At 63.7% G+C, this 23,434-nt stretch carries 24 protein-coding genes, 1 tRNA gene and 2 pseudogenes; 12 read left to right on the plus strand and 15 right to left on the minus strand.

The genetic code is table 11. The features are described 5' to 3' along the window. Positions 1 to 106: 106 nt before the first annotated feature. Positions 107 to 1,742: pseudogene (locus FJ941_RS27555) on the minus strand (ABC transporter substrate-binding protein). Between the two features lie 48 nt (positions 1,743 to 1,790). Beyond that, entirely contained in the window at positions 1,791 to 2,924 is a 1,134-nt protein-coding gene (locus FJ941_RS27560) for an FAD-binding oxidoreductase (RefSeq protein ID WP_140510621.1), read from the minus strand. Positions 2,925 to 3,066: 142 nt separating this feature from the next. On the opposite strand from FJ941_RS27560, the gene FJ941_RS27565 reads away from it, so the two are divergent. Both FJ941_RS27565 and FJ941_RS27570 read left to right on the plus strand, forming a co-directional pair. Beyond that, a complete protein-coding gene (locus tag FJ941_RS27565) occupies positions 3,067 to 3,684 on the plus strand; it encodes an XRE family transcriptional regulator (RefSeq protein WP_140510623.1) in 618 nt (205 codons plus the stop codon). Between the two features lie 121 nt (positions 3,685 to 3,805). Beyond that, positions 3,806 to 4,510 (plus strand): SDR family oxidoreductase, encoded by a 705-nt coding sequence (locus tag FJ941_RS27570; protein WP_140510625.1) that lies wholly within the window; start codon positions 3,806 to 3,808, stop codon positions 4,508 to 4,510. A gap of 84 nt (positions 4,511 to 4,594) precedes the next feature. Here the strand turns inward: FJ941_RS27570 and FJ941_RS27575 are convergent, their stop codons facing one another. Beyond that, positions 4,595 to 5,830, minus strand: a complete 1,236-nt coding sequence (locus FJ941_RS27575) for a cytochrome-c peroxidase (RefSeq protein ID WP_140510627.1) — start codon at positions 5,828 to 5,830, stop codon at positions 4,595 to 4,597. A 194-nt stretch (positions 5,831 to 6,024) separates the two neighbouring features. Here FJ941_RS27575 and FJ941_RS27580 point away from each other — a divergent pair. Beyond that, positions 6,025 to 7,404: pseudogene (locus tag FJ941_RS27580) on the plus strand (acid phosphatase); the annotation flags it as partial. Positions 7,405 to 7,454: 50 nt separating this feature from the next. Here FJ941_RS27580 and FJ941_RS27585 read toward each other — a convergent pair. Then, positions 7,455 to 8,081, minus strand: coding sequence for a DUF922 domain-containing Zn-dependent protease (locus FJ941_RS27585; protein WP_140510629.1), 627 nt, complete (start codon positions 8,079 to 8,081; stop codon positions 7,455 to 7,457). Between the two features lie 58 nt (positions 8,082 to 8,139). Between FJ941_RS27585 and FJ941_RS27590 the strand changes: the two genes are divergently transcribed. Continuing rightward, positions 8,140 to 8,631, plus strand: coding sequence for a hypothetical protein (locus FJ941_RS27590; RefSeq protein ID WP_246674037.1), 492 nt, complete (start codon positions 8,140 to 8,142; stop codon positions 8,629 to 8,631). 555 nt (positions 8,632 to 9,186) lie between these two features. Then, positions 9,187 to 10,356 (plus strand): PLP-dependent aminotransferase family protein, encoded by a 1,170-nt coding sequence (locus FJ941_RS27595; protein WP_181170024.1) that lies wholly within the window; start codon positions 9,187 to 9,189, stop codon positions 10,354 to 10,356. Here the strand turns inward: FJ941_RS27595 and FJ941_RS27600 are convergent. Continuing rightward, positions 10,346 to 10,618 carry a hypothetical protein gene (locus tag FJ941_RS27600; protein ID WP_246674038.1) on the minus strand — a complete coding sequence of 91 codons (273 nt, stop codon included), beginning with the start codon at positions 10,616 to 10,618 and terminating at the stop codon, positions 10,346 to 10,348. The two genes, FJ941_RS27595 and FJ941_RS27600, sit on opposite strands and share 11 nt — an antisense overlap. A 154-nt stretch (positions 10,619 to 10,772) precedes the next feature. Here FJ941_RS27600 and FJ941_RS27605 point away from each other — a divergent pair, with 154 nt between their 5' ends. From FJ941_RS27605 to FJ941_RS27625, 5 genes are all read left to right on the plus strand, one after another. Continuing rightward, the gene (locus FJ941_RS27605; protein WP_140510633.1) at positions 10,773 to 11,192 is read left to right on the plus strand and encodes a VOC family protein; all 420 of its coding nucleotides are present in this window, start codon (positions 10,773 to 10,775) and stop codon (positions 11,190 to 11,192) included. 239 nt (positions 11,193 to 11,431) lie between these two features. Continuing rightward, positions 11,432 to 12,391: an AraC family transcriptional regulator gene (locus tag FJ941_RS27610; RefSeq protein ID WP_140510635.1), complete on the plus strand. Its 960-nt coding sequence runs from the start codon at positions 11,432 to 11,434 to the stop codon at positions 12,389 to 12,391. A gap of 244 nt (positions 12,392 to 12,635) precedes the next feature. Beyond that, the gene (locus FJ941_RS27615; protein WP_140510637.1) at positions 12,636 to 13,151 is read left to right on the plus strand and encodes a hypothetical protein; all 516 of its coding nucleotides are present in this window, start codon (positions 12,636 to 12,638) and stop codon (positions 13,149 to 13,151) included. Positions 13,152 to 13,216: 65 nt separating this feature from the next. Next, positions 13,217 to 13,834 (plus strand): C39 family peptidase, encoded by a 618-nt coding sequence (locus tag FJ941_RS27620; RefSeq protein ID WP_140510638.1) that lies wholly within the window; start codon positions 13,217 to 13,219, stop codon positions 13,832 to 13,834. A 23-nt stretch (positions 13,835 to 13,857) separates the two neighbouring features. Continuing rightward, positions 13,858 to 14,937, plus strand: a complete 1,080-nt coding sequence (locus FJ941_RS27625; protein ID WP_140510640.1) for a D-alanine--D-alanine ligase family protein — start codon at positions 13,858 to 13,860, stop codon at positions 14,935 to 14,937. 54 nt (positions 14,938 to 14,991) lie between these two features. Here FJ941_RS27625 and FJ941_RS27630 read toward each other — a convergent pair whose 3' ends face one another. Continuing rightward, positions 14,992 to 15,993 carry an aldo/keto reductase gene (locus FJ941_RS27630; protein ID WP_140510642.1) on the minus strand — a complete coding sequence of 334 codons (1,002 nt, stop codon included), beginning with the start codon at positions 15,991 to 15,993 and terminating at the stop codon, positions 14,992 to 14,994. Positions 15,994 to 16,548: 555 nt separating this feature from the next. Beyond that, positions 16,549 to 16,857, minus strand: coding sequence for a hypothetical protein (locus tag FJ941_RS27640; RefSeq protein ID WP_140510644.1), 309 nt, complete (start codon positions 16,855 to 16,857; stop codon positions 16,549 to 16,551). A gap of 265 nt (positions 16,858 to 17,122) precedes the next feature. On the opposite strand from FJ941_RS27640, the gene FJ941_RS27645 reads away from it, so the two are divergent. Together FJ941_RS27645 and FJ941_RS27650 are read left to right on the plus strand one after the other, a co-directional pair. Next, a complete protein-coding gene (locus FJ941_RS27645) occupies positions 17,123 to 17,362 on the plus strand; it encodes a hypothetical protein (protein WP_140510646.1) in 240 nt (79 codons plus the stop codon). Positions 17,363 to 17,454: 92 nt separating this feature from the next. Then, positions 17,455 to 18,573, plus strand: coding sequence for a PAS domain S-box protein (locus FJ941_RS27650; RefSeq protein WP_140510648.1), 1,119 nt, complete (start codon positions 17,455 to 17,457; stop codon positions 18,571 to 18,573). A 58-nt stretch (positions 18,574 to 18,631) separates the two neighbouring features. Here FJ941_RS27650 and FJ941_RS27655 read toward each other — a convergent pair whose 3' ends face one another. The 8 genes from FJ941_RS27655 to FJ941_RS27690 form a co-directional block, all read right to left on the minus strand. Continuing rightward, entirely contained in the window at positions 18,632 to 18,877 is a 246-nt protein-coding gene (locus FJ941_RS27655) for a DUF982 domain-containing protein (RefSeq protein WP_140510650.1), read from the minus strand. A 108-nt stretch (positions 18,878 to 18,985) separates the two neighbouring features. Next, the gene (locus FJ941_RS27660; RefSeq protein WP_140510652.1) at positions 18,986 to 19,192 is read right to left on the minus strand and encodes a hypothetical protein; all 207 of its coding nucleotides are present in this window, start codon (positions 19,190 to 19,192) and stop codon (positions 18,986 to 18,988) included. A gap of 174 nt (positions 19,193 to 19,366) precedes the next feature. Beyond that, on the minus strand, positions 19,367 to 19,657 hold the full coding sequence (locus FJ941_RS27665) for a hypothetical protein (protein WP_140510654.1): 291 nt from the start codon (positions 19,655 to 19,657) through the stop codon (positions 19,367 to 19,369). Between the two features lie 166 nt (positions 19,658 to 19,823). Then, a complete protein-coding gene (locus tag FJ941_RS27670; protein WP_140510656.1) occupies positions 19,824 to 20,069 on the minus strand; it encodes a hypothetical protein in 246 nt (81 codons plus the stop codon). A gap of 1,106 nt (positions 20,070 to 21,175) precedes the next feature. Beyond that, complete coding sequence (locus FJ941_RS27675) at positions 21,176 to 21,607, minus strand: GNAT family N-acetyltransferase (protein ID WP_140510658.1); 432 nt, start codon at positions 21,605 to 21,607, stop codon at positions 21,176 to 21,178. Positions 21,608 to 21,695: 88 nt separating this feature from the next. Then, a tRNA-Gln gene (locus FJ941_RS27680) sits at positions 21,696 to 21,769 on the minus strand. Positions 21,770 to 21,803: 34 nt separating this feature from the next. Beyond that, positions 21,804 to 22,100 (minus strand): hypothetical protein, encoded by a 297-nt coding sequence (locus FJ941_RS27685; RefSeq protein ID WP_140510659.1) that lies wholly within the window; start codon positions 22,098 to 22,100, stop codon positions 21,804 to 21,806. 391 nt (positions 22,101 to 22,491) lie between these two features. Further along, positions 22,492 to 23,394 (minus strand): alpha/beta hydrolase, encoded by a 903-nt coding sequence (locus FJ941_RS27690; RefSeq protein WP_140510661.1) that lies wholly within the window; start codon positions 23,392 to 23,394, stop codon positions 22,492 to 22,494. Positions 23,395 to 23,434 lie beyond the last annotated feature (40 nt).

A 23,434-nucleotide genomic window follows, 5' to 3' on the forward strand; every position in this document is an offset into this window, starting at 1 on the left:
GCCACCGCATCAAGAAATGCGCCTGGAATGACGACTATCTCATCAATGCCATCACTCATATGCGATAGCCCTGCCCCACAAGGGGAGAAGGGAAGGGCAGCCCAGCCTACTCCGCCATATCGACGGCGGCGAAATTCTGCCGGCCGAAGGGGTCGAGCACGTAGTTGAGCACGCTTTTGCGGATCGGGATCGCCACCATCGAATGGGCGATCGGCGCCACCGGCACCTCGGCCTTCAGAATCGCTTGCGCCTTCCCGTAGATCGCCGCGCGCTCCTTGGGGTCGGCGGCGACGCGACCATCGTCAAGCAGTTTCTCGAAATCCCTATCGCACCAGCGCGAGCGGTTGGAGCCGCCTTTCACGCCGTCGCAGGAGAGGAGATAGCTCAGCATGTTGTCGGGGTCGCCATTGTCGCTGCTGCCGCCGAGCAGGAAGGTGTCCTGTTCGCCCGCCGCGGTGCGCTTGAGATATTCGCCCCATTCGAAGCTGACGATCTCCGAGTGCACGCCAACCTTGGCCCAGTCCGCCTGGATCATCTCGGCCATGCGCTTGGCGTTGGGGTTATAGGGGCGCGACACCGGCATCGCCCACAGGCTGACCTTGAGGCCGCTTTCGTGGCCGGCTTCCTTCAGCAGTTTCTTCGCCCCATCGGGATCATAGTCGATGCCGGCATCGGTGACGGCGCCGAGCTGCGCCGGCGGCACGACGCTGCCGGCCACCGTGCCGGCGCCCGGCGTAGACGGCATCGACGATCGCCTTGCGGTCGATGGCCTTGGCCAGTGCCGTGCGCACGCGCACGTCGCCCAGCGGCTGGTGCTCGACATTGAAGCCGAGGATGCCGATGTTCTGGCCCTTGAGATCGAGAACCGTGATGTCGGGATCGGCACGCAGGTCGGCGACCGCGCTTGGCGGCGGCGGCGCGGCGACCTGGCATTCATTGGCCTTGATGCGCTCGACGCGGGTGGTCGGCTCGGGCGTGACGGCGAAGACCAGCGTGTCGATCTTCGGCGCACCGCGCCAGTAATTCTTGTTGGCGGCGTAGCGGACCTGGCTGTCGGGCACATAGGCCTGAAGCACGAAAGGCCCGGTGCCGACCGGCATGCTGTCGATCAGCTCCGGCGTGCCGGCCGCGACCATCTTTTGCGTCTGCTCCAGCGACAGGATCGAGAGATAGTCGAGCGCCAGCCCGGCCAGGAAGGTGACATTGGCTGCCGTCAGCGTGAAGCGCACCGTGTAGTCGTCGACCTTGTCTATTCTGTCGATCAGCGTGCCCATGCCGAGCGCGTTGAAGTACTCGTAAGCGCCGCCGCCGAGCTTGTGATAGGGATTGTTGGCATCGCGCTGGCGGTTGAAGGTGTAGAGCACGTCATCCGCGTTGAAGTCGCGCGAGGGCGTGAAGTGCTCGTTCGACTGGAATTTCACGCCGTGCCTGAGATGGAAGGTGTAGGTCTTGCCATCCGATGAAACATCCCAGCTTTCGGCCAGCGCCGGCCCGACCTCCGTCGTGCCCGGCTTGAGCTCGACCAGCCGGTTGAAGATCGTCTTGGCGGCGGCGTCCATGGTGGAATCGGCGATGCCGATCGCCGGGTTGAAGGTCTCGGGATTGGCCTCCGAGCAATAGACCAGCGTCTTGGCGTAGGCCTGCCCGCCGACGAGGACGGATGAGGCCAGAAGGGTCGAGGCCAGAAGGGACGCGGCCAGAAGAGACGGGGCAAGCACTGTGCGCAGAACGGTGGATTTCATCGCAAACGCTCCTGATGACACTTTACGGGTTGAGGGAAGGGCTGAAATTCATGGGGTCGCCGCCGGGACAAGAAAGCGATCAGGCGCCAGCGCCCCGGCGGTGACGCCGAGCGCCGTGACATCCCCCGGGATGGACTGCCCGCGCAGCAGCGCCGCGCTCAGCCTGGCCAAGGTCAGCGAAACCTGGAAACCGTAGCCGCCCTGGCCGCCGAGCCAGAAGAAGCCGGGCAGGCGCGGGTCGAAGCCGGCGACCGGCGTGCGGTCGGGCGCGAAGGTGCGCAGGCCCGCCCATGGTGTCGACGGACGGCCTATGCGCATCGATGTCGCCTGTTCGATGCGGTCGACGGCGATGGCGACGTCGAGGTCTTCCGGCCAGGCGTCGCAAGGTTCGGAATCCGTCTCGTCGGCGAGGGAACCGATCAGCCTGCCGGCATCGGGCTTGAAGTAGAACTGCTCGTGCAGGTCGACCACCAGCGGCCAGCCGGCGATATCCATCCCGGCGGGTGGATCGAACAGGAAGGCGGTGCGCCGTTTGGGCTGGAAGCCGAGGCCCGGCAGCCCCGCCATCCCGGCGACGACATCGACCCAGGCGCCGGCGGCGTTGACCACGATGTCGGCCGAGTAGACGCCGGCGCTCGTTTCAACCCGAAAAGCGCGGCCGCCGCGTGATATGGCGCGGACCTCCTCGCCGGTGCGGATGATGCCGCCGCGGGCCTTGAGCGACGAGGCGCTGGACCCCAGCATCTTGCCGGTGTCGACATCCACCGCGTCCGGCTCATAGACGCCGCCGCAGGTGGTTTCCCTGGCAATGACCGGAACCAGCCCGTGGAGCTCGGCCGCCGACAGGCGGCGCACGCTCGGCACCAGCGCCTGCAATTCATGAGCCAGCCTGTCGATGGCGGCATCGTCGCCGACCCAGCCGACGTGCAGCGCGCCACGCCGATGGGCGACGAAACCGCCCTCGACAATCGCCTGCCGGCCGGCCAGCGTCAGCCCGCGCACCAGGCGGTTGCCATAGGTCTCGGTGAACAGAGCGGCGGAGCGGCCGCTGGCGTGGTAGCCGAGATGCGGTTCGCGCTCGATGACGGTGACATCGGCCCAGTCCGCCACCTCGGCGGCAAGGGAGAGACCGGCGATGCCGCCGCCGATGACGATGATCTTGGTGGGAGAATCCGACTGCATCCATCAGTCGTAAAAAAAATTTCGTATCCAGTCAATATTTAGCGTATAAGAAAATTATTGATGTTGTTGATGGCCCGCTCGAGTTCGACTACCTAGGGTGAACCCCGCGGTAGTGACGTGCCGCCGCTTCATGGAGCTGACAATGTCGGAGCAACCAAATCTCGGTGATTGTCTGCGTGCCCTGAGAAAAAGACATGGCTGGACCTTGCAGGAGGTCAGCTCTCTCACCGGCGTCGCGGTGTCGACGCTGTCCAAGGTCGAGAACGATCAGATGTCGCTGAGCTACGACAAGCTTTTACAGATCTGCGAAGGCCTCGGCATCCATGTGACGGAGCTGCTCAGCGGCGACCGCAAGCAGCCGGCGGCGCGCACCCGCCGTTCGGTGACCTCGCAGTCCAACACACTGCGCCAGCTGACCCGCAACTACGACTACCGGTATCTCGCCACCGATCTCGTGCGCAAGCGCATGGTGCCGATCCACGCCTATGCACGCGCCCGCACGCCGGAAGAGTTCGGTCCGCTGACCCGGCATGCCGGCGAGGAGTTCCTGATCGTGCTCAAGGGCGAGATCGAATTGCACACCGACCAATACGCGCCCGTGCGGCTGAAAGCAGGCGAGAGCGTCTACATCGATTCCACCATGGGCCATGCCTATCTCTCGGTGGGCGAGGGCGACGCCGAGATGCTGTGCGTCTGCTCCGGCGACGAGCCCGACATGGAAGGCACGCTGCTGAGCGAGCTGGAGACGGTGGAAGGATAGGGCGCGGCTCACCGCAAGTTTTCTGCAGCTCGATTCAGGCTTTCTCGTTCGAACCGCGCGGCGAAACCGGCTATAGGGACCGCTGAAACCGTGGCTCTCGCCAATCTGAAAAGGAAATCCGATGAGTCTAGAAAAGACAGCCGTCATCGTGGCCGGCGGCAGCGGCATGGGGGCGGCGGCGGCCAAGCGCCTGGCGGCAGATGGGTTCAAGGTGGCGATCCTGTCTTCGTCCGGCAAGGGCGAGGCGCTGGCCAAGGAGCTTGGCGGGCTCGGCGTCACCGGCTCCAACCAGTCGAACGACGACCTGCAGCGTCTCGCCGACCTGACGTTGGAGCGCTATGGCCGCATCGACGTGCTGGTCAACAGCGGCGGCCATGGGCCGCGCGCGCCGATCCTGGAGATCACGGACGAGCAGTGGCACACCGGCATGGATGTCTACCTGATGAATGTCGTCCGGCCGGTGCGCATCATGGCGCCGCAGATGGTCAAGCAGAAGGGCGGCGCCATCATCAACATCTCGACGGCCTGGGTGGCCGAGCCGAGCGCGATGTTCCCGACCTCGGCCGTGTTCCGGGCCGGCCTTGCCGCCTACGCCAAGATTTTCGCCAACACCTATGCGGCCGACAATGTGCGCATGAACAATGTGCTGCCCGGCTGGATCGACAGCCTGCCCGCCACCGAAGAGCGCCGCGACAACGTGCCGATGCAGCGCTACGGCACATCAGAGGAGATCGCCGCGACGATCGCGTTTTTGGCGTCGGACGGGGCGGGTTACATCACCGGGCAGAATATCCGGGTGGATGGGGGCGTCATCCGGGCGCTGTGAGAGGCGGCTGGCTTCAGTCCGATACCTCTCGGATTAGTCTAGTCGCCAGTCAACCAGCGACCCACTATGGCGGGGCTTCCCAGTTCACCGCGACCGCTTCGCCGTCTGATCCGCGTCCGTCAGCGTCTGCAAGAACGCGACGATGTCGTCGATCTCGGCATCGTTGAGCGCCGGCTTGTCGCCGGGTTTCTTGCCGTTGAAGGGTGGGTCCTGGTTGAGATTTCCCCAGTAAGCCTTTGGCAAATCGTCATATTGCCTCACCATGCCGTCTGCATTCCTGGGATACCAGTGGCCGGGGTCGGTGTCGCGGCTGGCGTAGAAGGCGACGGCGTCGCGCAGCGTGTGGAAGTAGCCGTTGTGGAAGAAACTCTTGCGCAGCGCGACATTGCGCAGCGTCGGTGTCTTGAACAGGCCGCAATAGCCGGTGCGGCCGTGAAAATCGGTGCGCAGCGGGCCGCACAGGCCGAGATCGGCATAGGCGGGGTCGGCGTTGGCCGGGATGGCCGGATTGCGCGGCACGGCGATAGCGATCAGGCCGAAGTCGGTGAACTGCGGCGGCTCGCCGTCATTGGCGGGTTCGCTGAGGTGGCAGGAGGCGCAATTGCCTTTCGCCTCGTCCTCGAACAGGGCGCGGCCGCGCCGTTCCTGCGCCGACAATGTCGCCTTGCCGGCGAGGAAGGCGTCGTAGCGGCTGGAATAGGGGTAGAAATCGGCGGCGCTCTGCTCGAACGTGCCGAGCGCCTCGGCGGCGGCGTCGAAGGCGTCGCCCGGGCGGTCGAAGACATCGTTGCCGAAGGTTGCCTTGAACTCGTCGGCATAGGCCGATTTACGCAAGGCGGCGGTGACAGCCCCCGCATCCTTGTTGGCCATCTCGAAGGGCGAGAGCAGGGGGATTTTCGCCTGATCCTTGCCGTGGTCGGCGCGGCCGTCCCAGGTCAGGCCGCCGGTCGGACCGTTGTCGACGCTCTCGTCGCCTTCGTCGTCGGAATCGTAAAAATGCTCGGTGAAGGCGGGAGCGGCCTGGAGATAGCGCAGCGAGGGCACCGCGCGCACACCGGGCTGGTCGAGGTTCGGGCCGCCCATCTCGACCGGCGTGGCCGAGGCCGGTCCGAAAGCATGGCGCGGATCATGGCAGGACGAGCAGGCCTGCCTGCCCGAGGCCGACAGCGCCGGGTCGAAGAACATTTTTCGCCCCAAGGCGGTCAGCGCCTCGGCGCGCGCGAAAGCTTGCGCGCGCGATAGCGGACCGGGATAGACGCCATCCGCCGTATTCGCGGGCGCGGCAAAGCCAAAGGTCGAGATCGCGGCAATCGCGATCATCAGGCTTTTCGATCCTCTCGTCGTCTTTTTCATCGTCCCGTCGTCATGGGGAATGGTCCGCTTTGGCCCGGAAATAGGAATGGAGTGCAACGGATTGATGACCGGCTCCAGTGCTCACGAAACCGTGTTCGCCGCGGCGGCGGATGTCACAAAGGTGACAAGGCATCCACGTTAGCTGCCCCTATAATGGCGGCTTCCCCGGCGCCAACGGGCTGGCCAATGTCTCGGCCGATCAGGCGCGCCAGCTCGACCGCGACGGCAAGCCGTTCACCGAGCTGCCGCCGGCCTGGGGCGGGCTGACCGGAAAGGGCGTCACGCCCGTGGTGACGGAGGCTGAGACCGCGCATCTCGCCAACGCTCCCTTCGCCATTGACGATCCCAAGGGCTTCAACGAAGGCACCAACGTCATCACCCATGATCTGTGGCACCGCTTCTACCAGGAGCAGATGCAGATCGACGGCGGCAAGAACGACAAATTCGTCGCCTGGGCCGATTCCGGCGGCCTGGTCATGGGGCACTATGATGGCTCCATCCTGCCGATGTGGCAGGTCGCGAAGAAGTATGTGCTGGCCGACAATTTCTTCCAGGGCGCCTTCGGCGGCTCCTTCCTCAACCATTTCCAGCTCGCCTGCGCCTGTACACCGGTCTACCCCCACGCCGACACCAGTCCGATCAAGGGCCAGATCGCCGTGGTCGAGGCCGATGGCACAACCTTGAAGGTCGCCGACAATTCGCCGGCCTCGGCACTCGGCGGCGTACCGAAATTCGTCAATGACGGCGCCATCACGCCCGACTTCCATGCCGTCAACACCATGCAGCCGCCCTATCAACCGAGCGCCAACAAGCCGGCCGAGGGCGGCGACAAGGCGCTGGCCGACCCGGCCGCGCCCACCACGCTGCCGCCGCAGCACGACATCACCATCGGCGATCTGCTGTCGCTGAAGGGGGTGAGCTGGGCCTGGTATGCCGGCGCCTGGCAGGCAACGCTGGACGGCAAGAACGCGACGCCGGTGCCGAACTTCCAGTTCCACCACCAGCCGTTCAACTATTTTGCCGCCTACGCGCCCGGCACCCCCGCGCGCACCGAGCATCTGAGGGACGGCGGCCTGAATGGGGCCGAGTTCATCAAGGCGATCGACGACGGCAAGCTGCCGGCGGTGAGTTTCTACAAGCCGCAGGGCAATCTCAACGAACATGGCGGCTATGCCGACGTGGCCAGCGGCGACCAGCATCTGGCCGACCTCATTTCGCATCTGGAGAAGAGCCCGCAATGGGGCCACATGCTGGTGGTCGTCACCTATGACGAGAATGGCGGCTTCTGGGATCATGTCGCGCCGCCCAAGGCCGACCACTGGGGCCCGGGCAACCGCATCCCGGCCTTCATCGTCTCGCCCTATGCCAGGATGGGCACGGTCGACCACACGCAATACGACACGACATCGATCCTGCGCTTCATCACCGCGCGCTACGACCTGCCGGTACTGACCGGCATCGTTGCCCGCGACAAGGCGCTGGCCGCCAATGGCGAGCCGCCGATGGGGGATCTGAGCGCGGCGCTGGACCTCAGCCGGTAGGCCGAGCGAACCACGGATATGCCGCCGCGCCGCAGGGCGCGGTGGCCTTCTCAGCCGCCATTCACAAGCGCAAGAATGAGCTTCTGCAGATTGCCGCCCTGGCCGAGTTCGACGCGGTCGAAATCGCGGCTTGCCTGGCGCAGCGCCTGCGAGAGAGCGGACAGGCGCTTGGTCATCTCGACCCGGATCTTGCTGCATTTTGGGTCGTCGGGAACGGTCAGGCCCACTGTCGCCGCCTCGATCTTGCGCGCCATGTCGACAATGCTCGCGCCGTGCACCTTTTCGTGGGCGCTGACGCCGGCGAGGAAAACCTCCCAGTTCTTCTGGATGGCGGAGGGCAGCGGCGATGAGGGGCTGGGCAAGGTGTAGGTGATGATGAGCTTGGGCTTCGCCGAAACCAGCACGCAGGCTCCGGCATGCGCCTGATAATCCCTGGTCCAGGTCAGCTTGAAATTGGTGTGGGCGATGGCGCGGGCAATGCCGGCATTCGGCCCGTTCTCGCCGATCGACCGGTAGAGCTCCGGCCCGGACTGGCCTGAAATGGCGTAGGTCTCGACCTTCTCGACCGGCTTCCATTCGGCCTGCGCGGCGAGCGGCGAGGCCACCAGGGCGGCTGTCACAAGACACAGGCGAATACAAGCTCTCAACACCAAGGCGCCCCGCACATGCAATGCCATTCAACGCCTTTTCCTATATGCTGCCGGCGGGTGCTGCAAATGCCCGAAGGGGGAAGTCATGAAAAGATATGTCGTTGCCGCCGGAGCCTTGGCGGCATTGCTTGGCGCGCAGCCGGCCTTTGCCGCGTCCTGCGGCTGGAGCGCGAAGATGGAAGAAGACGAGGGCGGCAGCGTGCTGACGGCTTCCGTCTGCGGCGGGCCGAAAGGCGACGCGCATCTGATGCTGACCTGCTTCGACAATCCGGTTCTGAGCTACGACCTGGGTGCCAGCGGCCAGCAACTGGAACCGGGCATCAGCGGTTCGTTCGACTTCAAGGCCGATGGCAAGACGGTGACGAAGACGCTGCAACTGGAGGCCATGTACAATGATTTCGTGGTCGATCTCGCCAAGGCCGATCCGCTGCTCGACCTGCTGCGCTCGAATGGGGACGTGTCGGTCAGCGCGGCCAAATATGGCGCTATCAACTTTCCGCTGAAGGGATCGAGCGCGGCCATCGGCAAGGTGCTGGCGCAGTGCGGCAAGGCCAAGCCTGCAGGGGACGGGGATTGATCGGTGGTGCTGTGCGGCAGCGGTGGCGGCTATAGTTGCTGGCCCATTGTCACATCCAATTTCGCGAGCGGTGACGCCCCTTCCTTCTCCCCTTGTGGGAGCAGGTGGATCGGCGCGTAGCGCCGAGACGGATGAGGGGTGCCGAAAGAAATAATCCGTTGATAATTCAGTGTAATGTGGTGTCGCGAGAAGCATGTTGCCAAGCTGGAACACCCCTCATCCGACCTCCCTTCGCGAGGCCACCTTCCCCCACACAAGGGGGAAGGGGGAGCTGAACCTTGCCGCCGGGGACGGCCGTATCTCATCCGCTATGGCCAACATCCAATTATGAAGGCTTGGGCTTCACCGCCAGCTACAAGAAGAGCCTTTAGCGGACGCCAGCACGCTGTCGCCGGTTCCGGCTTGGCGGCGACTGGCGTATAGCGGAAGCCTTTCAGGCACTATTCAAATCGCCCGGCAAACCGGATATAGGTCAGTCAGGTTGACCTATATAAGAAAACGTCGGGGAGGCATGTCTTGGCCCTTTTGAACCTGTTGGCTTCGCGCTCGTCGCGTATGAAGGCGTCGGAAATCCGCGAGCTGCTGAAGCTGCTCGACCAGCCCGACATCATTTCGTTCGCCGGCGGCATTCCCGATCCGTCGCTGTTTCCGTCCGACGCCATCCGCGATGCCTATGGCGATGTGCTGAGCGGCGCGGAAGCCGGGGCGGCCCTGCAGTACCAGGTTTCGGAAGGCTATCTGCCGCTGCGGCGCTGGCTTGCCGGGCAGATGGGCAAGCTCGGCATTGCCTGCGACGAGGCCAACATCTTCATCACCTCCGGCTCGCAACAGGCGCTGGATTATCTCGGCAAGCTGTTCCTGTCGCCGGGCGATACCGCGCTGGTGACATGGCCGACCTATCTCGGCGCGCTGCAGGCCTTCAACGCCTACGAGCCGCGCTACGACCGGCTGCGGCCCGAAGGCGGCAACATGACACCGGCGGCCTACCACACCGCTGCCGCCGCCAATGGCGGGCGGGTGAAATTCGCCTATCTGGTGCCCGACTTCGCCAACCCGACCGGCGCCACGCTGGACCGAAAGCAGCGCGAGGCCGTGCTCGACCTTGCCGGCGAGCTCGACATCGCCGTCATCGAGGACGCCGCCTATCGGGCGCTGCGCTATGACGGCGAGGGTGTGCCGCCGATCCTGGCGCTCGACTGCGCGCGCTCCGGCGGCATCGACAAGGCGCGCACGCTCTATTGCGGCTCGTTTTCGAAAATCCTGTCGCCGGGCATGCGCGTCGGCTGGGTCTGCGCGCCGCGCCACGTGGTCGAAAAACTGGTGCTGATGAAGCAGGCTTCGGACCTGCACAGCCCGTCGGTCAACCAGATGGTGATGCACCGCGTCGCCGAATCCGTGTTCGACAGCCAGGTGGAAAAACTCATCGGCGCCTATCGCGAGCGCCGCGACGGCCTGCTTGGCGCGCTGGAAGCCAACATGCCGGAGGGCGTGAGCTGGAGCCGCCCGGAAGGCGGCATGTTCGTCTGGGTGACGCTGCCGGAAGGCACCGATGCCACGGAACTCCTGGCGCGGTCGGTGAAGGAGGCGCGCGTCGCCTTCGTGCCCGGCAATGCCTTCTACGCCGACGGCACCGGCCGCAACACGCTGCGGCTGTCGTTCACGCTGGCCGACCGCCGCGCGGTGAGCGAGGGCATTCCACGGCTGGCGGCGCTGCTCAAGGGTTAGCCAAGCTTACGACCGGCACGTTCACCAGTTGCTTGAGCTTCGCGAGCCTGGCGCGGGCGAGCTTGCGGATCGGCTTTTGGAAACCCTCTTCGCCGGTTTCGACGACGAAGACCAAGGTCTTGAAGTCCAGCATGAACTCGTCGATGGCCCGCGCCGTCTTTTCGGACCTGTCCTTGAACCGGCGCAGCAATGCGTTCGCTTCCTCGATGCCGTCGGCGCCTGCGCTGTCGACCAGGGCTTCAAGCCTCTGAAAACAATCCAACCGCAATCCTCCCGCCGCGCCACCAAACTTCCGGTCAGCCGAAAAGTTCCGTCGGGCCCAAAAAATTGTCGCTGGTTGTCAGCAGATGCAGGCGCCCCGCGTTGACGCCTTGCCGCCCGCGCCTAAATTCGAGGCCTTGCGAGGAGGAGCTTTCATGGAACTGCATCGCGGCCGGCTCATCGACCACCTGCAGCTCGTGGTCCGGGATCTCCCCGCCAGCCGGCATTTCTACGAGGCGCTCTTCCAGGTGCTCGGTATCCCGATCGGCGGCACCGGCGAGGACTATTTCTGGGCCGACGAATTGTTCATCTCCAGCGTCGACAGCCGGGCCGCACAGGGAAAGCTGACCGGCCGCCATCATCTGGCCTTCCAGGCCAGGGATCACGCCATGGTCGATGCCTTCCACAAGGCCGGGCTGGCGGCTGGCGGCACGGACAATGGCGCGCCCGGCGAGCGGCCCTATCATCCCGGCTATTATGCCGCCTTCCTGCTCGACCCGGACGGCAACAACATCGAGGCCGTCCACCACGGCCCGGCCAACCGGAGTGCCGCTTCCGTGAAGATCACGTTCTAGCAACACCCGGCCGGCCGGGCGACCGCGATGCGCGCGTCGGATGGTGATTCTCATGCCGCTGCATGTTCCGCGCATTTGAAAAAAACGCGGGGCCGGCGAATCGGATCGGATCCTTGATCTGGGCGGCACTGAAATTGTCCCGCAGGGCATGGATAGCGTCGCCTCTGGACAAGAGGCAAATCGGTCCCATACGGTGCGGCTTCAGGGAAGACACGTGCGCGGGAAAGGCCGGTTGGTCGTTGAAAAAGAATGTCTTCTCATCGGTCGACCTGCCGCCGCATCTCGATGACCGCGCGCGTTTCGCGCTCTGGCAGGACATCCATGTCGCGGAGATATGGTCGGTCGAATACGCCATCTCCGGCAACGTGCCGTTCCAGGCGGATATCGAAGCCACCGCCATCGGGCCGCTGGTGCTGGGGCGGATGGCAGGGACGATCAGGCATGCCAGCCGCAAGACGCGCAACATCGCCGATGACGGCCGCGACGGCTACCTGCTGCTGGTCAACGACGGCGACACCAAGCTGAGCGGCGTGCAGACCGGCCGCGACTACAGCATCGGCAGGGGCGAAGGCGCGCTGGTCTCGGCTTCGGAAGCGCTGGAAATGACCGGCGGCGACCGAAATGTCTGGACCAATGTCGTGGTGCCCCGCGAAATCCTGGAAAATGCCTTCCCCCATCTCGAGGATCGCCTGGCGCTGACCATCGGCGCCGACAATGAAGCGCTCGATATGCTCAAGCGCTATTGCGGCTTCCTGGAAGCGGGACCGGCATTGCTCTCGCCCGACCTTGTCGCCCACGCCACCGAGACGATCGTCGACCTGATCGGGCTGGCGACCGGCGCCAAGGGCGAGATCGCCGAGCTGGCGGGCGTGCGCGGCCTGCGCGCGGCAAGGCTGCAGGCCATCCTGCAGAAGATGCGGGACAACTTCGCCGATCCCGCCATCTCGGCTCAGCACATCGCCCAGCATTTGCGGCTTTCCGCGCGCTATGTCCATGATCTCTTGCAGGAAACGGGCTCCAGTTTCGCCGAGCATATTCTTGAACTGCGCCTGCAGAGAGCCCATCGCATGCTGCGCGACCGGCGCAACGACAGCATGCGGGTCAGCGAGATCGCGCTGTTGAGCGGTTTTTCCGACGTCTCCTATTTCAATCGCTGTTTCCGCCGCCGCTTCGGCTCGACGCCGAGTGGCGCCAGGTAGAGCGATTCATCGTTTCCTTGAATCGCAAGCGGGCTTTTCCCGCGCCGGCACGTTCGCAAGCAGCTCGAGATGGCGAAGACTGGTTCCGATCAGCTTTGCCGATCGCTGCCTTGCGTTGCCAATTCGGTGGCTCCGGTGCTAACCGTGAAAATGGCGGACGGGAATCGGCGAAGCAAAGCGCGCCGCCTTTCTCAATAACATCCCGAACAGAACATCTCTTGCCCACCGTGGAGAACCGATTTTTATGCAGAAATCAACCAGGGCGATCCGTGTCGTCGCGCCGTTGCTTGCGATTTTGTGCATGGCCTCACCATTCATATTACCATTTACTCATATATCTTCCGCGCAGGCTCAGGAGGAATATCTTCCGACCCAGAAGGACTTTGTCGGCAAATGGCAACTCAGCGGCGCGACCACTCGGCCGCCGCGCGACTTGAAGGATGCGCCCACGCCGGAACAGGAAGCGGCCGCCAATGAGTTCCAGCAGACGGTGACCGCGTTTTACGGCGCGTTCGATTATCTGGAGATCACCGCGGACGGCCGCTACAATTTCCATCAGGCCGGTGACCCGACATCGGGTTCCTGCGTCTGGTGCGGAACCTGGTCCTTCAACAAGAGTTCGCTATGGCTCAAGCTGGGCACGGCCCCCAGGCTCGATATCCACGCCAAGGGCGGCGACATACAGATGACCTACACCGCCGAACCCGATGAAAAATCGAAATACGCCTGGCTGGTGTTCGGCTGGACGAAGGTTGAGTAGACGCCGCGCGACGCACCGGGAAATTCGGGGTGTCCGAGCGGCTTTCACCTGCCCGAGGAGTCCACATGAGTCCATTGCCTGAAGCCGTGCCGTTTTTCAGTCAGTGGGAGACGCCCGACATGACGCTGGCGGTGCTCGCCGATGGCGCCGAAGCCGCGTTGCGGCAGGATCCGCTGTGGCAGGGATCGGGTGCCGCCACGCTCGACGAATACGCGGTCTGGGCCGCCAATGTCTGTGGCATGGCTTGCCTCAAGATGATCCTGGCGACGCGCGGCCAGATCGTGCCGACGATCGAGCTGGCAAGGCGGTGCACCGGATATGGCGGCTATGTCGTCAATGAAGGCTCGATCAAGGGCCTGATCTACGCGCCCTTCGTCACTTTCGTGAAGCAGGAATTCGGCCTCGAGGCCGAGGTGATGACCGATGTCGCGGCAGCGGACGTCCCAGGGATCCTCGCCCGGTCGCGCTTCTTCATCGCTTCGGTCAGCAGTTCGATCCGCTGGCCGGAGCGCGAGCCGCCGTCGAAGGGCGGTCATCTGGTGCTGGTCACGGCGGCGTCGGACGATGGTTTTCGCTTCCACAACCCATCCGGCCATACCAGCGCCACACAGGCGGACGCAGTGTTGGCGCTCACCGATTTCGATCGTTTCTTCGCCAATCGCGGCATTGCCGTCAGCATTTGATTTTTGACAGTTGAGGGATTTCGATGACCGGAAAGATCAGGGTTGCCATCCTCTATGGCGGTCGCTCGGCCGAGCACGAGGTGTCGCGGCTGTCGGCGGCCAATGTGCTGAAGGCGATCGACCGGACCCGGTACGAGGTGGTGCCGATCGGCATTTCCAGGGCCGGCAGATGGCTGCTGCAGCCGGCGTCCGAGGCCTTCGGCGAAGGGGCAGGGGCTCCAGTGTCGGAGGACGGCGTGGAAGTCGCCCTGCTGCCCGGCGGCAAGGGCCGGCTGATCTTAGCGTCGCACAAGGAAGCTGACCTGCCGCCGGTCGATGTCGTTTTTCCCGTGCTGCACGGTCCGTTCGGCGAGGACGGCTCGGTGCAGGGCTATGCCGAGGTTGCCGATGTCGCCTATGTCGGCTGCGGCATCCTCGCCTCGGCCGCCGCCATGGACAAGGACGTCGCCAAGCGGCTGCTGCGGGAGGCCGGCCTTGCCGTCGCCCGCTCGGTCACCGTGCTTAGAGGCGATGTCGGTTCGTTCCAGGAAACCGCCGGGGCGCTTGGGCTGCCTTTCTTCGCCAAGCCGGCGCGCCAGGGCTCGTCCTTCGGAGTGAGCAAAGTAAACGACAGGGATGGCTTCGAAGCAGCCATCGAAACCACTTTCCGCTATGACGGCAAGGCGTTGATCGAGGAGTTCGTCGAAGGCCGCGAGATCGAGTGCTCGGTGTTGCAACGGGCAGACGGCTCGCTCACGGTGTCGCTGCCAGGCGAGATCATCCCGGCCGGCAAGCATGGCTTCTACACCTACGAGGCCAAATATCTCGACGCCGACGGCGCGGTGGTCAAAGTGCCCGCCGATATTCCCGCCGCAGTCGCCGACAGAGCGAGGAACATGGCGGGGCAAGCCTTCAAGGCGCTCGGCTGCGAGGCCCTGGCGCGCGTCGACTTCTTCCTGCGTGCCGACGGCTCCCTGCTGGTCAACGAGGTCAACACGCTGCCCGGCTTCACCGACATCTCGATGTACGCCAAGGCGCTGGCGGCGATCGGCATCGGCTACAGCGAGGTCATCGACGCGCTGATCGAGCACGCGCTGGCAAGGCATGCGGTGCGCACAGTCTAAAGTCTTCGCCGATCGAGATACAAGCCAGGATGATCCCGTTTGCGCTCTGAGCGCCTACCGATCGACCATCGCCATGCCGCGCTCGGTGTAGCGCGGGCCGGAGATTTTTCCCGGCGCCAGGGCATCGTCGAGCGCGGCCATTTCGGCGGCGTCGAGTTTCAATGATGCGGCGGCGACGTTTTCCTCCAAATATCTGATCCGCTTGGTGCCGGGGATGGGCACGATGTCGACGCCAAAGCCGTTGCCCTTCTCCAGCAGCCAGGCCAGCGCGATCTGGCCGGGCTTGACGCCCCGGGCTGTGGCGATGTCGCGCACCTTGGCCGCCGCGTCGACATTGGCATCGTAGTTTTCGCCCTGGTAGCGCGGGTCGTTGCGGCGGTAATCGCCCTCGGCGTAGTCCTCCGCGCGCTTGACCTCGCCAGTGAGAAAACCGCGGCCGAGTGGCGAGAACGGCACCAGGCCAATGCCGAGTTGCCCGAGCAGGGGGATGATCTCCGGCTCCAGATTGCGCTCCCAGAGCGAATATTCGCTCTGCAACGCCGACACCGGGTGAACGGCATGCGCCCGGCGGATGTTGGCGGCACCTGCCTCCGACAGGCCGAAGAACCGCACCTTGCCTTGCGCGACCAGCTCGCCGACAGCGCCCGCGACGTCCTCCAGCGGCACCGCAGGGTCGACGCGGTGCTGGTAGAGCAGGTCGATATGATCGGTGGCGAGACGGCCGAGCGAGGCTTCCACGACCTCGCGGATATGCCCGGGCCGGCTATCGACTCCCACCTGTTTACCGTTTTCGATGCGGAAGCCGAACTTGGTGGCGATGGTCACCTTGTCGCGCTTGCCCTTCAACGCCCGGCCGAGCAGGGCCTCGTTGGTGTACGGGCCATAGACCTCGGCGGTGTCGAGGAACGTGCAGCCGAGTTCGATGGCGCGGTGCAGCGTGGCGACGGATTCGGCCTCGTCAGCCGGGCCGTAGGACTGGCTCATGCCCATACAGCCGAGACCAATGGCCGAGACTTGCAGCCCCTGGCTGCCGAGCTTGCGTGTGTTGAGGGTCATGGTGGAGCTCCGAGAGGGAAGGAAGGAGATGACCCGGATTATATAAGGCGCTCGCTCAATTCCCAAAGGGCGTTCGGCGCGGTCTCGATGGATAGCATCGGGCATGGCGCTGTACGCGCCGGCTTCGCCATCAAGCTACGGGCTGGTCGCGCGTCACGCTGCAGCGAATGTGCGAAAGGACATCTCGGGTCCAGGGCTTCGAAGATAGTCGGGCTTCATTCCGATTTGGGTGTGGTTGCCAGCAGACCGCTCAGCCCAAGTCTGGCGGTAAGCGCACTGTGCTCACCTATTTGGAGCGACGTCACGGGAGGAGGGCGGCTTTGGCTTGTGTTCCGGTCGCGTTCTCGCGGTCTGGCGGGCAACGCGGGAAACGGGTTTGACAGGATTTCCGGCGACTGGTTTTTGCGTCTTGCGGCGCTGGAGCCAGTTGGAAGACAGTTCGGCAAGCAGACTGCGCAGGGCCTTCACTACATCCTCCTTTATCGGGCGATGCAGTAATTTCCGAAGGCTAGACTCGTTCCATGGCACATGGATCTGTCGCGCCTCGGGCTTTGACTATTGCATCGAGCCTGATCGTTGAAGACCGAGATGGACTGTCGCACTCTCATCGCCGTTCTCGACATGCCCGTTTCCAGACGGAGCCAATCCGTAGCTCAAAGTGTCGAATTCGATCGGCGCGCCATGCAGTTGAGCAGCCTGCATGACCAGATGTTCAATGTCCTCGAGGGCGACATTCTCGGCCAGGTTCCTGAGCCTGATCCTATCCGCAACTGCTGTCAGTTCGATGATGCCAACGGTCCTGAACACTGCGCAGACGGTCGAATGGACGTCTTCACGCAGCTGTGCGGAATAATCGTATCGCATCGAAACCTCCCAAAGCGAGTTGGTTTCCTCAAGGCGGCAAGATGCGCCCGATACCGTGGCCTGGCAAGTTAAAAAATGAAAAATTGACAAATAAAATCAGGTAGTTAGTAGAGTTACACGAACGCGCAACCTGCGTTCGATGATCATCATTGGTACAACGCTGCATTCGCGCATTAGCCACGCTTGACGCAAGATGAGCGAATTCCTAACTGTAAGTGGAATGAGACAGTTACTAACTCAGCAAATCTTGCGCGGGGAAACGCACATGGAACTGGAACGCCCGGAACGATTGCAGGTCATGTTGACACAGGATGAACTGGCAGCGCTGGAAAACTGGCGTTTCGACAAGCGCATGCCCAGCCGTTCGGCTGCGGTGCGCGAATTGCTGCGCCGTGGCCTTGCCTCCGACGGGTTCCTGACGGCCGAGATGGGCGCCAAGTCGCAGGAATTCGGCGTGCTCAGGCCCAATGGCGATGGCAAGACGCCGCCGGAACAGGCGGAGTGAAATGCGTTAAGGCCTATCCATCCTCGCGCCGGCGATTGCCTTGATCCGTTTGCGCCTTATCTGATTGGGGGAAGATGCAATTGCGGGTGGCGATGAACGACGTCGACGGCAGCGACAGACAGGGGGCGACCGCCGATGCCCGGCTCGCGACCGCCGATGCCCGGCTCGCGACTGCCGATGCCCGGCTCGCGGCAATTGTCGATTCCTCTTTCGATGCCATCATCAGCAAGGACCTGAACAGCATCATCCAAAGCTGGAACCAGGCGGCGGAACGCATGTTCGGCTATACCGCCGAGGAGGCGATCGGCCAATCCATTCTCATGCTAATCCCCGATCACCTCAAGAACGAGGAAATCGAGATCATCAGCAAGATTCGCAGCGGCGACAGGGTGGCGAGCTTTGAGACGATGCGCAAGCGCAAGGATGGCGTGCCGATTTCCGTCTCGCTAACGATTTCGCCGATCAAGAACAGCAATGGTGGGATCATCGGCGCCTCGCAAATCGCCCGCGATATCTCCGCCGCCAAGGAGAGCGAGCGCCGCATCAGGCTGCTGATGCGGGAGGTCAACCATCGCGTCAAGAACCAGTTCGCGGTCATCCTGTCGATGGTCAGGGAGACCAGCAAGCGCTCGACCCATCCAGGCGAGTTCGAGGAGTTGATCCGCGCCCGCATCATGGCGCTGTCGCGGTCGCACGATCTGCTCGTCACCTCGGAATGGGCGGGGGCGAGCCTGTTCGACCTGATCCAGGAGCATCTCAAGCCCTTCGGTCTCGAGGAGCAGATCCTGCTCTCCGGCCCGGTCCTGACGCTGCAGTCGAACGCGGTACAGAACCTCGGCATGGCCTTCCACGAACTGGGCACGAACTCGTCCAAATATGGCGCGCTGGGCAGCGAAGGCGGCCGGGTAGAGATCACCTGGACAATCGACTCCGGGACGCAGAACCCCGGCTCCGTGGGCGAGCGTGAATTTCACTTGACCTGGGAGGAGACGTCGACGCCGCATCCCCGCGACCGGCGGGACCAGACCACGCGCAAGGGGTTCGGCACCGTTGTGCTGCAGCGGGTGGCGCCGCAATCGCTGGGCGGTTCCGCCATTTTGGAGCGGTCGCCCGGCTATTTCAAATGGCGGCTGAGCGCGCCCTTGGCGTCCATCGTCGTGGCGCCGATCGGTAGCGAGGCTGACGGCGATTCGCCGGGTTCCGGCATCTAGGGCAATCCGCCGGGCCGGAATGCCGCCCAAAATCCGTGGCCCACAATCCGTGCTCGACCTACTCGACCAGGATATGCGCCTCGCGCGCGGCCTCGACAAAAGCCTCCCTGGCGACGTCGGGCGGCACGTCGCCGCTCGTTGCGCGGCGGCAGGCGCGCAGCGCGGACTGGTGTTTCAGGCTGCCGGCATCGCGCCAATGTGTCGTCAGCAACTCGATGGCCTGTTGTGTGTTGGACAGGTTGCGGGTGGCTCCGGTAACGCCGACCGACACCACGACAGGCTTGGAGAACCACGCGGTTTGCATTGGAACCTGGACCCTGTTGCAGGTATGGAACGTGTTTGGCCGCGCGAGGTTTCGTTGCCGCCGATCACTGTAGCGTGAACTCTCCGGCATCTCCCGGCGAAACGATGCCTAGAGGATGTTGGTCGTCACCTCGACGACAATCGCGGCGCCTTCCAGTCCGCCGTTGGGAACATGCACGACGCGCGAGACCCTGAGATCCTGTGGGCTTCCGTCGACCGGCAGGGAAACGCTCTCGCCAATCCGCGGCACAGCCTGGAAAGTGGCGTTGGTGGCGTCAGGCCGGTTGTCGATGGATATGCGGCAGTTGACGGTCATGGAAATGTCTCCTTTGTCTGGCCATGCCGGTCGTTAACGCCGGGTCCCTGAAATGGTTTCAGGAGGGCCGGGTCAAACCCGAGAGCCCGCCGATGTCTACCCCGTTCGCCAACTGGCGACGTTGGTCGCGGCCCGGCGGCTTCGGCATCCGGACTTGTCGTTGCTGGCGGGCTTCTAGTTGCTGGCTCTCGGCACGAAATAGTTGGTGGTGACCGCATCGCTGCCGGTTCCCCGCGTGACTTGAACCGCGGCATAGCCTTCCGGAGGAATCGAGCCAGTCGCCGTCTGGTCGACCTGCTTGCATCGGCCGACCATTTCGCCGTTCGGCCACGGTGCCAGTCTGGCTTCAAGTGCCGCTTGGCATTCCTCCATCGATGAATAGACGACCGGGCGCGACTCCGTGGGCCTGCAGAGCGATGCGCTGCATGAAAGCATCACCATCACCGCCACGGTTCCCGGATCCATGGAATTCTCCTGTTGGCCGACAACGCGCAACAGACCGCGAGGTTTCATGCGGGCCCAGCGCGCCGCGATTGCTAGAGTCAAGCACGAGGTCTGATAGCGCACTCACGTTTGCAACGGCCCAGCGCCTCGGTCTCCGGGCCTTTGGGTAGAGGAAATGCTGGGAACGTTAAAGGCCGAACGAGGGTATCGTCCAAGCGTTTTCGTACCCAAGGTGCGGCTTGGCATTCGCTGCGTCAGTCTGGGTTGCTGTGGCGGTTCCCGTTGCAGTGCAGTCCAATTTTGCCGCCACTGCCGCCTTGATCGACAGACAAGCACATGCCTTGGCAGCAGTGACTGTTGCCTTTTTCCCATGCGCCGTAGCGACACTCGACCCGGCGAGGACAAGCGCCAGGCAAACGAAGGCGATCTTCATGAGGATCTCCTATTTTAGTGTTGGCTAATTTAAAGTTAACGTAACGTTAACTGGCCGTCAATCGCGAGCGAGGTCCTGGGGCTGAAGCCACCTTCCTCCTGCCCGGAAGGATCACGGCCGTTCTTTACCTGTCCCGGATTGTGTCCAAATTGATGCGAGAGGGTCGGGAGCGGCATGACCTTCGGCGCCGCACGCTCGCGCGCTCCGGCACGCGGTGATCAGCACCTCTATATGGCTTCTTCCCAAGCCCTCCACTCCCCGAAGCAGAGAATGCTTCCGTTGCGGGAGAGAGTCTAGACAATCATTAGTAAGTGCTAAAGAGCGACTGGAAGACGTGCCTCGGCTGAATTACGATTTGGCCATGAGCTTTTTAACAACTTCAGTAACGGTTGATTCAACCATTACTGGTATTTATTCCAGAGTGTGGTGGCGGCTCCGACAAAAGCGGGCGGGGCTAGTTGGCGAAGCCGCCTGCGCAGTCCGGTGGGATCTGACCGCGCTGTCTCAGAATAGGACAGCGCGGTCAACGATTCGTTAATCGGGCGTCAGCCGCCACTTGTCAGCTTTCCCACCCATGGTGATGATCGCCTCGCCCGGTGGATCGGCCTTTGGCCGTGGATAGCTCGGGCGGGCTCCGGGTAAAGCTTGAGCACAGCGTCCTAAACTCGGGAGCCGCGTGGAACATTGTTGCGTACGGTGTACGGCGAGCTGCGCGTAGCTTGCAGAAGCTTTAGCCCTCGATCTCAATCTTGAATGCCCGCACGCCGGCGTGGCAAAGCGCATGCCGGCTCGGCATCCAAGAAGGAGAGTTGCCTGGGAGGACGCCGAGCCTAACCGACGAGATTAGCGGGGGGCCGCGTCGTCTCGCCGGCTAAGGTTTTATGCGCTCTTTAAGGCAACTCGCACAAAGCATCCGAACGAACTAAGGGGTCAGCCGATCGGTGGTGCATCACCAACCGCTGTTCTGGCGCGGCTGGTTCCTTAGAGGGGTGCTCCCTGCAATAGATGCGAAGCATCCGAATGAAACGAGACATCCTTGCGCTTCGAAGGGCGTAGGACCGCCGGGCGGCAGCAAACCGCTCTCCGGCGGGGTTTGCCAGCCCCTGTTAATAGTTCTTCATCGCTCGGTGCGGGATGCCGGCTTCCTCGAACTCGTCGCCACATGCGACGAAGCCCAGCTTTTCGTAAAGCGCGGTCTTGTCGGTCTGGGACGTGAGGTAGAAGCGGTTCTCGCCACGTGACCGCGCTATCTGCATCCCCGCCTGCATCATCCGCATGGCGATGCCATTGCCCCTTGCCTGGCGTAGCACGGCGACGCGGCCGAACTTGGCATGTTCGGTCAGAAAGACAATCCGCAGCGTGCCGACGACATCGCCTCCGTCGATGGCGACGACGTGAGTGGCCTCCGCGTCATAGGCGTCCCGTTCCACCGTCTCGGGCACGTTCTGCTCGACAATGAATACTTTGCGCCGGACTTCCAGGGCGAGGGCTCCTAGGTCAGAGGCAATGGAAACGGGCAGAATTGTTAGATTGGCCATACCGTTGTTCCCATGGCTTACCAATAAGTGGCGCCTTATGTCCTGCGTTTCAGTAAGAAATGTGGCGACCCGGCGCCAAGTAAATTGTTGGTTCCCGCTCATGGGCTCGAACCACGATTCACGCCTTCAAAGGGCGCTGTCCTACCATTAGACGAAGCGGGAAGGCTGGACGTTATGGCGCCCAGGCAGCTTGCGGTCAATTCGGGAAATTATTGACCGGCTCTTCGCAACGATAGACCGGGCAGTCGCCATCGCGGGACGGCACATAGGCCGACATCGGCACTTCAGGCCAGTCGCACTCATTGCCGAACTGCCTGACATAGCGGTCATAGGTGTTGCGGCCGGTGGTCAGCACCACGGCGCGATGGCTCTGGATCATGGCCCGGATCTCGCCGCAGCCCATGGAGCGGCTGTCGGGCCGGGCATCGGCCAGACCGGTCGTCGCGAGCACGGCGCCGATGGCCGTCAACAGGGTCAGAACGCGAGCGGACATGACGGTTCTCTTTGGTTTGACAAAATTGGACAGGCGACCGGTCCGGATTCGCACTGGAACGGCCGCTTGCATTGTCGCACACAACCCCTTTCGTGTCCGTTGGTTCCGCGACAGGCTGTGCGGCGCGCGTTCGGGCGCGGCGCCGGCCCCCGCGCAACCAAATCAGGCGTTGCGCATTGCTGGGCATGGACGGCAGGAAGCCCTACGAAACACCGCAATGGCGGCCCGGAAACGAGGGCCGTCCGGCGATGTGCTGTTCCTTCTGCGGCGGCCGCGATCATGGTTTCGAGGAGTGTCCGCGCATGCCCGATCCTCTCCGGCCCGGTAGACCCGAAGACGACGATACGTCGGAGGAATCGGCCGGCTGATTCGAGGCGCCCTTGGCGGGTGGCTAACCGGCGCCAGCCGCGCCGAAGAAATCGATCAGCGCGCCAGCCGTTTGCCCGGGCGCTTCCTCGGGGAAGAAATGTCCGCCTGACATCGCGCGGCCCCGCACGTCATCGGCCCAGTTCCGCCATAGCGCTAGCGGCCCGCCTTCGCCGGCATACCATTCGGCGAGCGCGCCTTGCCCGCTCCACAATGCCAGCAACGGGCAGGCGATGCGCCGGCCGGCGGCTTTGTCCGCCCGGTCGTGGTCGCGGTCGAGCGTTGCCGCCGCCCGGTATTCCTCGCAGATCGCGTGGATGTGGGCGGGGTCGCGCAAGGCATCGACATAGGCCTGGCGGATGCCGGCTGGAAAGACGTCGGGCGGCGAACCCCAGCCGCCCAGCGCATTGTCAACGATGGCGTCGGCGGTGCCCGCCAGGATCTTTTCCGGCAAGGGTTCGGGCTGCGCCAGCAAGGACCACGGCCAGTAGCCGAGGGCCAGCCGGGCATCGGCCCTATCCCAGGCGTCGGCCGTGGGCACGATGTCGAGCACGGCGAGTTTGTCGATGCGGTCGGGATGGTCGAGCGCCAGGCGGTAGGCGACACGCCCGCCGCGGTCATGGCCCGCGACCATGAAGGAGGTAAAGCCGAGTTTGGCCATCATCGCCACCATGTCCGATGCCATGGCCCGCTTGGCATAGGGCGCATGATCGGCGGTCGACGGCGGACAGGCGCTGCGGCCATAGCCGCGCAGGTCGGCGCATATGACGGTGAAACGCTCGGCAAGCACCGGCGCAATATCGCGCCACATCAGATGGGTTTGCGGAAAGCCGTGCAGCAAAAGCACCGCCGGTCCGGCGCCGGCGCGGCGCACGAAAATGCCGGCGTCCCCGATGTCGACGTCCATGGCTTGGAAGTGCTCGAACATAGCTGGCCTCCGGCACAGGCAACGACTGGAGGACGGGGTT

Origin of the sequence: Mesorhizobium sp. B2-3-13, from assembly GCF_006442195.1 — a bacterium.
Taxonomy (GTDB): Bacteria; Pseudomonadota; Alphaproteobacteria; order Rhizobiales; family Rhizobiaceae; genus Mesorhizobium; species Mesorhizobium salmacidum.